The following is a 15,295-nucleotide window of genomic DNA, read 5'->3' on the forward strand; positions in this document are numbered from 1 at the left end:
AAGCGTTTAAGTGCTACCGCAGTTAGCCACCACTGCTGCGGCAACCAAATCCAAAGTTTCGGGAGAGTTAACATGGGCAAAATTATCGGTATCGACCTGGGGACTACCAACTCCTGCGTCTCCGTACTTGAAAACGGCGTAGCCAAAGTTATTGAAAACGCCGAAGGCACGCGTACCACGCCGTCGATCGTGGCTTATGCCAACGATGGCGAAATCCTGGTTGGTCAGTCGGCCAAGCGTCAGGCTGTGACCAATCCGCATAACACCCTGTACGCGGTGAAGCGTCTGATCGGTCGTAAGTTCGACGAAGAAGTCGTACAGAAAGACATCAAGATGGTCCCGTACAAAATCGCCAAGGCTGACAACGGCGACGCATGGGTTGAAGTGAACGGCCAGAAAATGTCGCCGCCACAGATCTCGGCTGAAATCCTGAAGAAAATGAAGAAAACCGCCGAAGACTACCTCGGCGAGCCAGTGACCGAAGCGGTGATCACCGTTCCGGCCTATTTCAACGACAGCCAGCGTCAAGCCACCAAAGACGCCGGCCGCATCGCGGGCCTGGACGTTAAACGCATCATCAACGAACCAACCGCAGCCGCTCTGGCTTACGGTATGGACAAGGCGAAAGGCGATCACACCGTGATCGTTTACGACTTGGGCGGCGGTACTTTCGACGTTTCCGTGATCGAAATCGCTGAAGTCGATGGCGAGCACCAGTTCGAAGTGTTGGCCACCAACGGCGACACGTTCCTGGGCGGTGAAGACTTTGACATTCGTCTGATCGACTACCTCGTTGACGAATTCAAGAAAGAAAGCGGCATGAACCTTAAAGGTGACCCGCTGGCCATGCAGCGCCTGAAAGAAGCCGCTGAAAAGGCCAAGATCGAACTGTCTTCGAGCAATTCGACCGACGTGAACCTGCCGTACATCACTGCAGACGCCACCGGTCCTAAGCACTTGAACGTAAAAATCTCCCGCGCCAAGCTCGAAGCGCTGGTAGAAGACTTGGTTCAACGCACCATCGAACCTTGCCGCATCGCTCTGAAAGACTCCGGTATCGACGTTGGCGCGATCAACGACGTGATCCTGGTCGGCGGTCAGACCCGTATGCCGCTGGTTCAGAAGCTGGTGACCGAGTTCTTCGGTAAAGAAGCTCGTAAAGACGTGAACCCGGACGAAGCTGTTGCCATGGGTGCTGCTATCCAGGGCGCGGTATTGGCCGGCGACGTGAAAGACGTTCTGCTGCTGGACGTCAGCCCGCTGACCCTGGGTATCGAAACCATGGGCGGCGTGATGACTGCGCTGATCGAGAAAAACACCACGATTCCTACCAAGAAATCGCAAGTGTTCTCGACTGCCGACGACAACCAGGGCGCTGTGACCATTCACGTGCTGCAAGGTGAGCGTAAGCAAGCGGCCCAGAACAAGTCTCTGGGCAAGTTCGACCTGGCTGAGATTCCACCAGCACCACGTGGCGTGCCACAAATCGAAGTGACCTTCGACATCGACGCCAACGGCATCTTGCACGTAGGCGCCAAAGACAAGGCTACTGGCAAGACTCAGTCGATCGTGATCAAGGCCAACTCCGGTCTGTCCGAGGAAGAAATTCAGCAGATGATTCGCGATGCTGAAGCCAACGTCGACGCAGATCGCCAGTTCGAAGAACTGGCCGCTGCCCGTAACCAGGGCGATGCACTGGTTCACTCGACGCGCAAAATGATCGCTGACGCTGGCGACAAAGTGACCGCTGAAGAGAAGACTGCAATCGAAGCTGCCGTAGTTGCCTTGGAAGCCGCCGTCAAAGGCGACGACAAGGCTGCTATCGACGCCAAGGTTGAAGAGCTGTCGAAAGTCTCCGCGCCAGTGGCTCAGAAAATGTACGCCGAGCAAGCCCAGCCAGCTGAAGGCGCGGCACCGCAAGGCGAATCGGCTGAGAAGGCTGACGACGTCGTCGACGCTGAGTTCGAAGAAGTCAAAGACCACAAGTAAGTTGTTGGTCGGCCGGTTGACTGCCTTTGGGCGGTGACTGGTAGGATGTCGCCGCGCGGGAGCTTGCTCCCGCGTTGGCGTGTCTGGAGTTAGCGAATTTTTACAGCATGCGACAACGCTCGGATGTTGGTGGTATGGCCGGAGATGCTCCTGCTTTTCGAGCCGAAAGTACCGCGATGAACAAAGACCAGGATCGTTGAATTGACGTGAGTTGGGTCCGGGCCTGTATTGGGGCTCAACGAGTTTGGCGAAGCTCAGGAGGGGTTTGCCGAACGTCCTTAAGAGTGCAAAGACTTATGGCAAAGCGTGACTATTACGAAGTATTGGGTGTTGAGCGCGGCTCAAGCGAAGCGGACCTGAAAAAGGCCTACCGTCGCCTGGCGATGAAGCATCACCCGGACCGTAATCCCGATGACAAAGCGTCGGAAGACATGTTCAAAGAGGCCAACGAGGCCTACGAAGTGCTGTCCGATTCCAGCAAGCGTGCGGCGTACGACCAGTATGGTCATGCTGGTGTCGACCCGAGCATGGGTGGCGGTGGTGCAGGTTTTGGCGGCCAGAACTTCTCCGACATCTTTGGTGATGTCTTCAGTGACTTCTTTGGTGGTGGTCGCGGCGGTGCTCGTGGCGGCGCTCAGCGCGGCAGCGATCTGCGCTACACCCTGGAGCTGAACCTGGAAGAAGCGGTGCGCGGCACGACCGTGAATATCCGCGTTCCGACACTGGTCAACTGCAAGCCGTGCGACGGTTCGGGCGCCAAGAAAGGCTCCTCGCCGATCACTTGCCCAACGTGCGGCGGTATCGGTCAGGTCCGCATGCAGCAAGGCTTCTTCTCGGTGCAGCAGACCTGCCCGCGCTGCCATGGCCAAGGCAAGATCATTTCCGATCCGTGCGATTCCTGCCACGGCGAAGGCCGCGTCGAAGAGTACAAAACTCTTTCCGTCAAAGTGCCAGCCGGTGTTGATACCGGTGACCGCATTCGTCTGTCCGGCGAAGGTGAGGCGGGTGCGCAGGGTGGCCCGACCGGCGACCTGTACGTGGTGATCAACGTGCGCGAGCACGCGATCTTCCAGCGTGACGGCAAGCACCTGTTTTGTGAAGTGCCGATCAGCTTCGTCGATGCGGCATTGGGCGGCGAGCTGGAGATTCCGACCCTCGATGGTCGGGTCAAACTGAAAATCCCGGAAGGGACTCAGACCGGCAAGCAATTCCGTGTTCGTGGCAAGGGCGTTGCGCCCGTGCGTGGCGGCGGTGCTGGTGACTTGATGTGTCGCGTTGCGGTGGAAACCCCGGTCAACCTGGGTCGTCGTCAGCGCGAATTGCTCGAAGAGTTCCGCAGTTCCCTGGCGGACGACAACAGCCATTCACCGAAAACCACCGGTTGGTTCGAAGGCGTGAAGCGTTTCTTCGGCGATCTGTAAGGAGTGAACATGCGACGTATTGCGGTGATGGGCGCTGCCGGGCGCATGGGCAAAATCCTGGTTGAGGCGGTGCAGCAACGCGCGCCACTGACCGGTCTGACGGCGGCCATCGTGCGTCCCGGCAGCACGCTGATTGGCGTGGATGCCGGTGAGCTGGCTTCGCTCGGGCGGATCGGCGTGCCGCTGTCCGGTCATGTGGAAGCGGTGGCTGAAGAGTTTGATGTGTTGATCGACTTTACGCTGCCGGAAGTCATGCTGAAAAACCTGGCGTTCTGTCGCAAGGCAGGCAAGGCCATGGTGATCGGCACGACCGGACTGGACGCGGCGCAGAAGCAGTTGCTGGCCGAGGCGGGCAAGGATATTCCGATCGTGTTCGCGGCTAACTTCAGTGTGGGTGTGAACCTGTCATTGAAGCTGCTCGACATGGCGGCTCGTGTGCTGGGCGATGAGGCGGATATCGAAATCATCGAAGCGCATCATCGGCACAAGATCGATGCGCCTTCCGGCACGGCGCTGCGTATGGGTGAAGTCATCGCCAGTGCTTTGGATCGTGATCTGCAGAAGGTCGCGGTTTACGGTCGTGAAGGTCATACCGGCGCTCGCGAGCGCGAAACCATCGGTTTTGCCACTGTTCGCGGTGGTGATGTGGTCGGCGATCATACGGTGCTGTTCGCCTGCGAAGGTGAGCGTCTGGAGATCACGCACAAGGCATCAAGCCGCATGACCTTCGCCAAGGGCGCGGTGCGTGCTGCATTGTGGCTGGATGGGCGTGAGCCAGGCCTCTACGACATGCAAGACGTGCTCGACCTGCGTTAAGATGCGCCCGAAATCGGGTTCAAACTCAGTGTTTGAGCCCGGTTTTACTCCGCCAAGCGACGTCCTGTCGCATTCCCCGGCCTTTAAGGCTCATTGGCGGTAGACCAAAAAAGCCTTTTTCTGTAAGCTACAGCTTTAGTGTGTCCACTAAAAGCGCGCAGAATAATTCAGTGAAGAAGCGGGGTGACGTGTCCATACGTCACTCCGCTTTTTTACAACCTGCGATCGCCCTTTCAGGCTTTATTTACGGGAGGTCTTCTTGACTAAGCCAGCCATACTCGCCCTTGCTGATGGCAGCATTTTTCGCGGCGAAGCCATTGGAGCCGACGGTCAGACCGTTGGAGAGGTGGTGTTCAACACCGCCATGACCGGCTATCAGGAAATCCTTACCGATCCTTCCTACGCCCAACAGATCGTTACCCTGACTTACCCGCACATTGGCAACACCGGTACGACACCGGAAGATGCGGAGTCCGACCGCGTCTGGTCCGCTGGCCTGGTCATCCGTGACCTGCCACTGGTTGCGAGCAACTGGCGTAACACGATGTCTCTGTCCGACTACCTGAAAGCCAACAACGTTGTGGCTATCGCCGGTATCGACACTCGCCGCCTGACGCGCATCCTGCGTGAAAAAGGCGCGCAGAACGGCTGCATCATGGCCGGTGACAACATTTCCGAAGAAGCCGCCATCGCCGCTGCTCAGGGTTTCCCTGGCCTCAAAGGCATGGACCTGGCGAAAGTCGTCAGCACCAAAGAGAAGTACGAGTGGCGCTCGACTGTCTGGGACTTGAAAACCGACAGCCACGCGACCATCGACGCCTCCGAGCTGCCTTACCACGTGGTGGCCTACGACTACGGCGTCAAGCTGAACATCCTGCGCATGCTGGTCGAGCGCGGTTGCCGCGTGACCGTGGTGCCGGCCCAGACCCCAGCCGCTGATGTACTGGCGCTGAAGCCGGATGGCGTGTTCCTGTCCAACGGCCCGGGTGACCCGGAGCCTTGCGACTACGCAATCCAGGCGATCAAGGACGTGCTCGAAACCGAGATTCCGGTGTTCGGCATCTGCCTCGGTCACCAACTGCTGGCCCTGGCCTCCGGCGCCAAGACCCTGAAAATGGGTCATGGCCACCACGGCGCCAACCACCCGGTCCAAGACCTGGACACCGGCGTTGTGATGATCACCAGCCAGAACCACGGTTTTGCGGTAGACGAAACGACCCTGCCAGCCAACGTCCGGGCGATCCACAAATCGCTGTTCGACGGCACCCTGCAAGGGATCGAGCGTACCGACAAGAGCGCCTTCAGCTTCCAGGGTCACCCTGAAGCCAGCCCTGGCCCGAACGACGTAGCGCCTCTGTTTGATCGCTTCATCAACGAAATGGCCAAGCGACGCTGATCGCTAGCACTGATGCAGCAAAGCTTGAGGGTGGTCCCGACACCGGCGACCCCCTCAAGGCTTCACAGATTGAACAAGACGGCTTGCCGACTGACCTGCGGATTTGAGTGACAAACCCATGCCAAAACGTACAGACATAAAAAGCATCCTGATTCTCGGCGCTGGCCCGATCGTGATCGGCCAGGCCTGCGAATTCGACTACTCCGGCGCCCAGGCCTGCAAAGCCCTGCGCGAGGAGGGTTATCGCGTCATCCTGGTGAACTCCAACCCAGCGACCATCATGACCGACCCGGACATGGCCGACGCCACGTACATCGAGCCGATCAAGTGGCAGACCGTTGCCAAGATCATCGAGAAAGAGCGTCCGGACGCGCTGCTGCCGACCATGGGTGGCCAGACCGCTCTGAACTGTGCACTGGACCTGGAGCGCGAAGGCGTTCTGGAGAAGTTCGGTGTAGAGATGATCGGCGCCAACGCTGACACCATCGACAAGGCTGAAGACCGTTCGCGCTTCGACAAAGCGATGAAATCCATCGGCCTGGACTGCCCGCGTTCGGGTATCGCCCACAGCATGGAAGAAGCCAACGCAGTGCTCGAGAAGCTGGGCTTCCCGTGCATCATCCGTCCATCCTTCACCATGGGCGGCACCGGTGGTGGTATCGCTTACAACCGTGAAGAGTTCGAAGAAATCTGCGCTCGCGGTCTGGACCTGTCGCCGACCAAAGAGCTGCTGATCGACGAATCCCTGATCGGCTGGAAAGAGTACGAGATGGAGGTTGTCCGCGATAAGAAGGACAACTGCATCATCGTCTGCTCCATCGAAAACTTTGACCCGATGGGTGTGCACACCGGTGACTCGATCACTGTTGCGCCAGCACAGACGCTGACGGACAAGGAATACCAGATCATGCGTAACGCCTCGTTGGCGGTACTGCGTGAAATCGGCGTGGAAACCGGCGGCTCCAACGTCCAGTTCGGCATTTGCCCGGACACTGGTCGTATGGTTGTGATCGAGATGAACCCGCGTGTATCCCGCTCTTCGGCACTGGCGTCGAAAGCCACTGGTTTCCCGATCGCGCGTATCGCTGCCAAGCTGGCGATCGGCTACACCCTGGACGAGTTGCAGAACGAAATCACCGGCGGCGCTACTCCTGCGTCCTTTGAGCCGTCGATCGACTACGTCGTCACCAAACTGCCCCGCTTCGCCTTCGAGAAATTCCCGAAAGCCGACGCGCGCCTGACTACTCAAATGAAGTCGGTTGGTGAAGTCATGGCCATCGGCCGGACCTTCCAGGAATCCCTGCAGAAAGCCCTTCGCGGTCTGGAAGTGGGCGTTTGCGGCCTGGACGAGAAGCTCGACCTGAGCAACCCGGAAAGCATGAGCGTGCTCAAGCGCGAACTGACCGTGCCGGGCGCCGAACGTATCTGGTACGTGGCTGACGCTTTCCGCGCCGGCCTGTCGGTCGAAGATATCTTCGGCATGAACATGATCGACCCGTGGTTCCTGGTCCAGATCGAAGATCTGATCAAGGAAGAAGAGAAGGTCAAGACCCTGGGTCTGGCCAGCATCGACCGCGACATGATGTTCAAGCTCAAGCGCAAAGGCTTCTCCGACATGCGTCTGGCCAAGCTGCTGGGCGTGACCGAGAAAAACCTGCGTCGCCACCGTCACAAGCTGGAGATCTTCCCGGTCTACAAGCGCGTTGACACCTGCGCGGCCGAGTTCGCCACCGACACCGCCTACATGTACTCGACTTACGAGGAAGAGTGCGAAGCCGCCCCGTCGGGCCGCGACAAGATCATGATCCTCGGCGGCGGTCCAAACCGTATCGGCCAAGGCATCGAGTTCGACTACTGCTGCGTACACGCGGCACTGGCGCTGCGCGAAGACGGGTACGAGACCATCATGGTCAACTGCAACCCGGAAACCGTATCGACCGACTACGACACCTCCGATCGCCTGTACTTCGAACCAGTGACCCTGGAAGACGTGCTGGAAATCTGCCGCGTCGAGAAGCCGAAAGGCGTGATCGTCCAGTACGGCGGCCAAACCCCGCTGAAACTGGCGCGTGCCCTGGAAGAGGCCGGCGTCCCGATCATCGGCACCAGCCCTGACGCGATCGACCGTGCCGAAGACCGTGAGCGCTTCCAGCAAATGGTTGAGCGTCTGAACCTGCGTCAGCCGCCGAACGCCACTGTGCGCAGCGAAGACGAAGCAATTCGTGCTGCAAGCAAGATCGGTTACCCGCTGGTGGTTCGTCCGTCCTACGTACTGGGCGGCCGCGCGATGGAAATCGTTTACGAAGAAGAAGAACTCAAGCGCTACCTGCGTGATGCGGTGAAAGTGTCCAACGACAGCCCTGTGCTGCTCGACCACTTCCTTAACTGCGCCATCGAAATGGACGTGGATGCAGTTTGCGACGGCACCGACGTGGTGATCGGCGCGATCATGCAGCACATCGAGCAGGCTGGCGTTCACTCCGGTGACTCCGCGTGCTCCCTGCCGCCGTACTCGCTGCCTGGACACATCCAGGACGAGATGCGCGAACAGGTCAAGAAAATGGCCCTGGAACTGGGCGTTGTCGGCCTGATGAACGTGCAGTTGGCGCTGCAAGGCGAAGACATCTACGTCATCGAAGTCAACCCGCGCGCTTCCCGTACCGTACCGTTCGTGTCCAAGTGCATCGGGGTTTCCCTGGCCATGATCGCGGCTCGTGTGATGGCCGGTAAAACCTTGAAAGAAATTGGTTTCACCAAGGAAATCATTCCGAACTTCTACAGCGTGAAAGAGGCGGTGTTCCCATTCGCCAAATTCCCTGGTGTGGACCCGATCCTGGGCCCAGAGATGAAGTCCACCGGTGAAGTGATGGGCGTGGGCGACACCTTCGGCGAAGCCTTTGCCAAGGCCCAGATGGGCGCCAGCGAAGTGCTGCCGACCGGCGGTACTGCGTTCATCAGCGTGCGTGACGACGACAAGCCTCTGGTTGCAGGCGTTGCCCGTGATCTGATCAACTTGGGCTTCGAAGTGGTTGCCACTGCCGGTACTGCCAAGCTGATCGAAGCCGCTGGCCTGAAAGTACGCCGTGTGAACAAGGTGACCGAAGGTCGTCCGCACGTGGTCGACATGATCAAGAATGACGAAGTCACCCTGATCATCAACACCACCGAAGGTCGTCAGTCGATCGCTGATTCCTATTCCATTCGTCGTAATGCCTTGCAGCACAAAATCTACTGCACCACCACCATTGCTGCTGGCGAAGCTATCTGCGAAGCGCTGAAGTTCGGTCCCGAGAAGACCGTGCGCCGCTTGCAGGACCTACACGCAGGATTGAAGGCATGATCAAATACCCAATGACCGTCCAGGGCGCCAAAGCCCTGGAAGAAGAACACGCTCACCTGACCAAGGTCGTCCGTCCGAAGCTCAGCCAGGACATCGGCACCGCCCGCGAGTTGGGTGACCTGAAGGAAAACGCCGAATACCACGCTGCTCGCGAGCAGCAGGGCATGGTCGAGGCACGGATCCGTGACATCGAAGGCCGCATGCAGAATGCGGTGATCATCGACGTCACGACCATTCCTCACACCGGTAAAGTGATTTTCGGCACCACCGTTGAAATCGCCAACGTCGAAACCGACGAAACCGTCACTTACCACATCGTGGGTGAGGACGAGGCTGACTTCAAACTGGGCAAGATCTCGGTGGGTTCGCCTCTGGCGCGCGCCTTGATCGCCAAGGAAGAGGGTGACGTGGTTGCCGTGAAAACGCCGAGCGGCGTTATCGAGTACGAGATTGTCGAAGTCCGCCACATCTGAAAGAAGGCGCCCGCTGCGTGCGGGCGCCATGCTTTGGCAGTTGACTCAGATGTTGTGGGTCGGCGGCTTGTGGTTGTTGCACATCGGTCTGCTGCCGGTGCTGGGCAGGATTGGCCTGGCACCGCTGCTGATTGACGAAATTACAGACATGATTGATGCGCTGATGGTCGGTTTCGCCACGGCGTGTGTGATTTTTCAGGCTTTGGTGCTGGTTCAGGCCGAGGGCCTTGCCAGTCTATGGCGGGATATTCGCGGGCAACTGCTGCTGATGGCGCTGTATGCGTGTGCGATGTTCTTCATCGTGCGCTTGGGCTGGCCGGAGGCGGTGCGCTGGGAAACGTTCAGCTATCTTGTTCTGGGATTTTCCGGGCTGGTGCTGGTGTTGCAGCCGGTGCCTGGATGGAGTGGCAGGGTGCGCGAAGCACACCCTTGACCCTTGCCATCACTTGAAGCGATGGACGTTCGACAGCTGCTTGTTGACGCTGAAGTTCTTGCGGTAAATCAGTGCCATCTTGCCGATGACCTGAACCAGGTCCGCTTTGCCGACCTTGCACAGTTCTGCAATGTTCGCCAGGCGTGACTCGCGATCGAGGATGTTGAGCTTGATTTTAATCAGCTCGTGATCCGCCAACGCGCGTTCAAGTTCGGCTAACACACCTTCAGTCAAACCGTTGTCAGCCACAGTCAAAACTGGTTTCAGATGGTGGCCAATGGATTTGTACTGTTTCTTCTGCTCTTGAGTGAGCGGCATAATCTGACCCCTGCGTCTGATCTTGTAAAAAGCGGCGGCCAGTTTACCCGAGCGAGTCCGGGACCGCCCAGTTAATCACGACCCGTTTTATTTTCGAGGTGGCCCGTGGCCCGTTCCAAGACAAGCCTTAAGTGGCTGCAAAGACATGTCAATGATCCCTATGTGAAGCAGGCGCAGAAGGATGGTTACCGCTCGCGTGCGAGTTATAAGCTTCTGGAGGTCCAGGAGAAATACAAACTGATCCGTCCAGGTATGAGTGTTGTTGACCTGGGAGCGGCGCCCGGCGGCTGGTCGCAGGTCACTAGTCGGCTGATCGGTGGTCAGGGGCGTCTGATCGCCTCGGACATCCTGGAGATGGACAGCATTCCGGACGTGACTTTCATCCAGGGGGACTTCACCCGGGACGACGTGCTCGCTCAGATCCTTGAAGCCGTTGGTAATTCGCAGGTGGACCTTGTGATTTCCGATATGGCCCCCAATATGAGTGGTACGCCTGAGGTGGACATGCCGAAAGCCATGTTTCTATGTGAGCTGGCTCTTGATCTGGCGGCTCGGATACTCAAGCCGGGTGGTAATTTCGTGATCAAGGTGTTTCAGGGCGAAGGGTTTGATGCTTACGTGAAGGACGCTCGTCAGAAATTCGACAAGGTCCAGATGATCAAGCCGGACTCTTCCCGTGGCAGTTCCCGCGAGCAATACATGCTGGCTTGGGGCTACCGCGGCCGTAGTGAGTAAATCGAGGTTTTTTAGCGGGTCGATAGGATTTTCGTATTTCGCCCCGTGACCATTAGCGAATATTGTGTAGAAAGTGTTTCACAAAGGGTTACAGACGGCGCCTGCCAGAGTCGTAGGTAATGTAGTAAGTTAGGCCGGTGAATATCATGCGAAGCACGCGCCAGTAGCGGAGCTTGCTTCAGAGGGTAGTTAATTGAACGATATGGCAAAGAATCTGATCCTGTGGTTGATCATCGCGGCTGTCCTTGTGACGGTGATGAACAACTTCTCCAGCCCTAACGAGCCGCAGACCCTCAACTATTCCGACTTCATCCAGCAGGTCAAGGATGGCAAGGTCGAGCGCGTAGCCGTGGATGGCTATGTGATTACCGGCAAGCGCAACGATGGCGACAGCTTCAAGACCATTCGTCCGGCAATTCAGGACAATGGCCTGATCGGCGACCTTGTGGACAACCACGTTGTGGTCGAAGGCAAGCAGCCTGAGCAGCAAAGCATCTGGACTCAACTCCTGGTCGCAAGCTTCCCGATCCTGGTGATCATCGCCGTGTTCATGTTCTTCATGCGGCAGATGCAGGGCGGTGCCGGTGGCAAGGGCGGGCCGATGAGCTTCGGCAAGAGCAAGGCACGCCTGCTCTCCGAAGATCAGGTGAAAACCACCTTGGGTGACGTTGCCGGTTGCGACGAAGCCAAGGAAGAAGTCGGTGAGCTGGTCGAGTTTCTGCGCGATCCGGGCAAGTTCCAGCGCCTGGGTGGCCGCATTCCTCGCGGTGTATTGATGGTCGGTCCTCCGGGTACCGGTAAAACCTTGCTGGCCAAGGCGATTGCCGGCGAAGCCAAGGTGCCGTTCTTCACCATCTCCGGTTCCGATTTCGTCGAAATGTTCGTCGGTGTCGGTGCCAGCCGTGTTCGCGACATGTTCGAACAAGCCAAGAAGCACGCGCCATGCATCATCTTCATCGATGAAATCGACGCCGTTGGTCGCCATCGTGGCGCCGGCATGGGTGGCGGTCACGATGAGCGCGAGCAGACTCTCAACCAGTTGCTGGTAGAGATGGATGGCTTCGAAATGAATGACGGTATCATCGTCATTGCTGCAACCAACCGTCCGGACGTCCTCGACCCTGCATTGCTGCGTCCAGGCCGTTTCGACCGTCAGGTCGTGGTCGGTCTGCCGGACATCCGCGGTCGTGAACAGATTCTCAAGGTTCACATGCGCAAAGTGCCGATGGGTGACGACGTCGCTCCAGCCGTGATCGCTCGTGGTACCCCTGGCTTCTCCGGTGCTGATCTGGCCAACCTGGTCAACGAAGCATCGTTGTTCGCTGCCCGTACCGGCAAGCGCATCGTCGAGATGAAAGAGTTCGAACTGGCCAAAGACAAGATCATGATGGGCGCCGAGCGCAAATCGATGGTCATGTCCGAGAAAGAGAAGCAGAACACCGCTTATCACGAGGCTGGTCACGCTATCGTCGGTCGCGTCGTGCCTGAGCATGATCCGGTCTACAAGGTGTCGATCATTCCGCGTGGTCGTGCGCTGGGTGTGACCATGTTTCTGCCGGAAGAAGATCGCTACAGCCTGTCCAAGCGTGCATTGATCAGCCAGATCTGCTCGTTGTACGGCGGCCGTATTGCTGAAGAGATGACCCTGGGCTTCGACGGTGTTACCACCGGCGCATCCAACGACATCATGCGTGCCAGCCAGATTGCACGGAACATGGTGACCAAGTGGGGTCTGTCGGAAAAACTCGGTCCGTTGATGTACGCCGAAGAAGAGGGTGAAGTGTTCCTCGGTCGTGGCGGCGGCGGTCAGAGCGCAAGCTTCTCTGGTGAGACAGCCAAGCTGATCGACTCCGAAGTGCGCAGCATCATTGATCAGTGCTACGGCACAGCCAAGCAGATCCTCACGGATAACCGTGACAAGCTCGACGCCATGGCCGATGCCTTGATGAAGTACGAAACGATCGATGCCGATCAGATCGACGACATCATGGCAGGCCGTACGCCTCGCGAGCCGCGTGACTGGTCGGGTGGTGGGACCGGTACCTCCGGAACACCTCCGGTGGCGCAGGATCCGCGTCCGGAAACACCGATTGGCGGTCCGGCTGCTGACGTTTAAGGTTTGAAATGACTTCTGTTCAGTCCCTGACCCGGTTGCCTTGCGGCAACCGGGTTCTTGATTTGGCCCATACGCATGTCATGGGTATTCTCAATGTCACTCCCGATTCCTTTTCCGATGGCGGTCGATACAGCCAGCTCGATGCAGCGTTGCGTCATGCCGAGGCGATGGTGGCGGCTGGTGCGACGCTGATTGATGTCGGTGGTGAGTCGACCCGGCCTGGCGCCAGGGTGGTTTCGCCGCTTGAAGAGCTTGAGCGTGTTGCGCCGATTGTAGAGCGCATCAATCGCGAGCTGGATGTGATTATCTCTGTGGATACCTCCACGCCGGCAGTCATGCGCGAAACCGCACGACTGGGGGCGGGATTGATCAATGACGTGCGCTCATTGCGGCGTGACGGTGCGCTGGATGCGGCGGCGGCCACCGGTCTTCCGGTGTGTCTGATGCATATGCTCGGCGAGCCGGGCGACATGCAGGACAATCCGCAGTATCGGGACGTGACGAAAGAAGTTGGCGAGTTTCTCGCCGAGCGCATGGCGCAATGTGCGTCAGCGGGGATCCCGGCCGAGCGGATCATTCTGGATCCGGGTTTCGGCTTCGCGAAAACACTGCAGCACAATCTAAGCTTGTTTAAACATATGAAAGCCTTGCACGCCTTGGGGCGGCCCCTGTTGGTCGGGGTTTCGCGAAAGAGCATGATTGGGCAGGCGTTGAATCGTCCGGTTGGAGAGCGCCTTTTTGGCGGTCTGGCGCTCGCAGCGCTGGCCTCGGTCAACGGTGCGCGTATATTGCGCGTCCACGATGTGGCTGAAACAGTCGATGTGATGCGGATGATCGCCGCAGTAGAATCAGCCGAATAAGAATGATGGAGCACTTATGACTAGGAAATACTTTGGTACCGACGGCATTCGTGGTCGGGTCGGGCAATATCCGATTACTCCGGACTTCATGCTCAAGCTTGGCTGGGCGGCCGGCATGGCGTTTCGCAAGATGGGTGCCTGCAAAGTACTGGTAGGCAAGGACACGCGTATCTCCGGATACATGTTCGAATCGGCGCTGGAGGCTGGCCTCACGTCGGCAGGCGCTGACGTGATGCTGTTGGGGCCGATGCCGACGCCGGCTATTGCCTATCTGACGCGCACGTTCCATGCCGAAGCCGGCATCGTGATCAGCGCTTCGCACAATCCTCATGATGACAACGGCATCAAGTTTTTCTCCGGCAAGGGCACCAAGCTTCCGGACGAAGTTGAGCTGATGATCGAGGAATTGCTCGATACCCCGATGACTGTCGTTGAGTCGAGCAAGATCGGCAAAGTGTCGCGTATCAACGACGCCTCGGGCCGTTACATTGAATTCTGCAAAAGCAGCGTCCCGACCGGCACCAGCTTCGCGGGCCTGAAGATCGTGATCGACTGCGCCCATGGGGCGGTCTACAAAGTGGCGCCTAGCGTGTTCCGTGAGCTGGGTGCCGATGTTGTCGTGCTGTCGGCTCAGCCGAACGGGTTGAACATCAACGACAATTGCGGTTCGACCCACATGGGGCCGCTGCAAGCCGCCGTACTGGCCGAGCATGCCGATCTGGGTATTGCCTTCGACGGTGATGGCGATCGGGTCCTGATGGTCGATCACACGGGCGCTGTCGTCGATGGTGACGAGTTGCTGTTTATCATTGCTCGCGATCTGCATGAGCGTGGCAAGTTGCAGGGCGGTGTTGTCGGCACGTTGATGAGTAACCTGGGGTTGGAGTTGGCTCTGGCGGATCTGGCGATTCCTTTTGTGCGTGCCAACGTTGGCGACCGCTATGTGATCGCTGACCTGCTGGAGCGCAACTGGCTGGTCGGTGGCGAGAACTCCGGGCATATCGTCTGCTTCAACCACACCACGACCGGTGATGCGATTATCGCTGCGTTGCAGGTGTTGATGGCGCTGAAGACACGCTCCGAAGGCCTGGCTCAAGCCCGGCAGGCGCTGCGCAAGTGCCCGCAGGTGCTGATCAATGTCCGTTTCGGTGGCGGGGCTAGCCCCCTGGATCATCCGTCGGTTATGGCGGCCAGCGAGCGTGTCACCCAGGCCATGGCGGGTCGTGGGCGTGTGTTGTTGCGCAAGTCCGGTACGGAGCCGCTGGTGCGGGTCATGGTCGAAGGCGAGGACGAAACACTGGTTCGTGGTTATGCCGAAGAGCTGGCAAAACTGGTTACTGAAGTTTCTGCCTGAATTCGGCTTGCCAGCCATGATTGTGTTGGGTAACATCTGCGCCC

12 protein-coding genes are annotated in these 15,295 nt (G+C 58.4%); 11 read left to right on the forward strand and 1 reads right to left on the reverse strand.

The window, feature by feature from the left end:
• Positions 1-72 precede the first annotated feature (72 nt).
• The 7 genes from dnaK (at position 73) to ACA071_RS04110 (ending at position 9,868) form a co-directional block, all read left to right on the forward strand.
• On the forward strand, positions 73-1,989 hold the full coding sequence (dnaK, locus tag ACA071_RS04080) for a molecular chaperone DnaK (RefSeq protein WP_497643254.1): 1,917 nt from the start codon (positions 73-75) through the stop codon (positions 1,987-1,989).
• 296 nt (positions 1,990-2,285) lie between these two features.
• Positions 2,286-3,410 (forward strand): molecular chaperone DnaJ, encoded by a 1,125-nt coding sequence (gene dnaJ, locus ACA071_RS04085; protein WP_030128088.1) that lies wholly within the window; start codon positions 2,286-2,288, stop codon positions 3,408-3,410.
• A gap of 9 nt (positions 3,411-3,419) precedes the next feature.
• Positions 3,420-4,226, forward strand: coding sequence for a 4-hydroxy-tetrahydrodipicolinate reductase (dapB, locus tag ACA071_RS04090; RefSeq protein WP_133838474.1), 807 nt, complete (start codon positions 3,420-3,422; stop codon positions 4,224-4,226).
• Between the two features lie 259 nt (positions 4,227-4,485).
• Complete coding sequence (gene carA / locus ACA071_RS04095) at positions 4,486-5,622, forward strand: glutamine-hydrolyzing carbamoyl-phosphate synthase small subunit (RefSeq protein ID WP_497643255.1); 1,137 nt, start codon at positions 4,486-4,488, stop codon at positions 5,620-5,622.
• A 118-nt stretch (positions 5,623-5,740) separates the two neighbouring features.
• A complete protein-coding gene (gene carB / locus ACA071_RS04100; protein ID WP_169371659.1) occupies positions 5,741-8,962 on the forward strand; it encodes a carbamoyl-phosphate synthase large subunit in 3,222 nt (1,073 codons plus the stop codon).
• Positions 8,959-9,435, forward strand: a complete 477-nt coding sequence (gene greA, locus ACA071_RS04105; protein WP_054050053.1) for a transcription elongation factor GreA — start codon at positions 8,959-8,961, stop codon at positions 9,433-9,435. The genes carB and greA overlap by 4 nt, the downstream gene beginning before the upstream one ends.
• Positions 9,436-9,463: 28 nt before the next feature.
• On the forward strand, positions 9,464-9,868 hold the full coding sequence (locus tag ACA071_RS04110; protein ID WP_497643256.1) for an MFS transporter: 405 nt from the start codon (positions 9,464-9,466) through the stop codon (positions 9,866-9,868).
• Between the two features lie 9 nt (positions 9,869-9,877).
• Here the strand turns inward: ACA071_RS04110 and ACA071_RS04115 are convergent, their stop codons facing one another.
• A complete protein-coding gene (locus ACA071_RS04115) occupies positions 9,878-10,186 on the reverse strand; it encodes a YhbY family RNA-binding protein (protein ID WP_008005472.1) in 309 nt (102 codons plus the stop codon).
• 105 nt (positions 10,187-10,291) lie between these two features.
• Here ACA071_RS04115 and rlmE point away from each other — a divergent pair, with 105 nt between their 5' ends.
• The 4 genes from rlmE to glmM all read left to right on the forward strand — a co-directional run bounded on the left by rlmE (position 10,292) and on the right by glmM (position 15,251).
• Positions 10,292-10,921, forward strand: a complete 630-nt coding sequence (gene rlmE, locus ACA071_RS04120; RefSeq protein WP_020299918.1) for a 23S rRNA (uridine(2552)-2'-O)-methyltransferase RlmE — start codon at positions 10,292-10,294, stop codon at positions 10,919-10,921.
• Positions 10,922-11,123: 202 nt separating this feature from the next.
• The gene (gene ftsH, locus ACA071_RS04125; protein ID WP_213940890.1) at positions 11,124-13,037 is read left to right on the forward strand and encodes an ATP-dependent zinc metalloprotease FtsH; all 1,914 of its coding nucleotides are present in this window, start codon (positions 11,124-11,126) and stop codon (positions 13,035-13,037) included.
• Positions 13,038-13,045: 8 nt separating this feature from the next.
• Positions 13,046-13,897, forward strand: coding sequence for a dihydropteroate synthase (gene folP / locus ACA071_RS04130; RefSeq protein ID WP_497643257.1), 852 nt, complete (start codon positions 13,046-13,048; stop codon positions 13,895-13,897).
• Positions 13,898-13,913: 16 nt separating this feature from the next.
• Complete coding sequence (gene glmM, locus ACA071_RS04135; protein ID WP_497643258.1) at positions 13,914-15,251, forward strand: phosphoglucosamine mutase; 1,338 nt, start codon at positions 13,914-13,916, stop codon at positions 15,249-15,251.
• The last annotated feature ends 44 nt before the right edge of the window (positions 15,252-15,295 follow it).

This window comes from Pseudomonas sp. LBUM1646 (genome assembly GCF_059716165.1).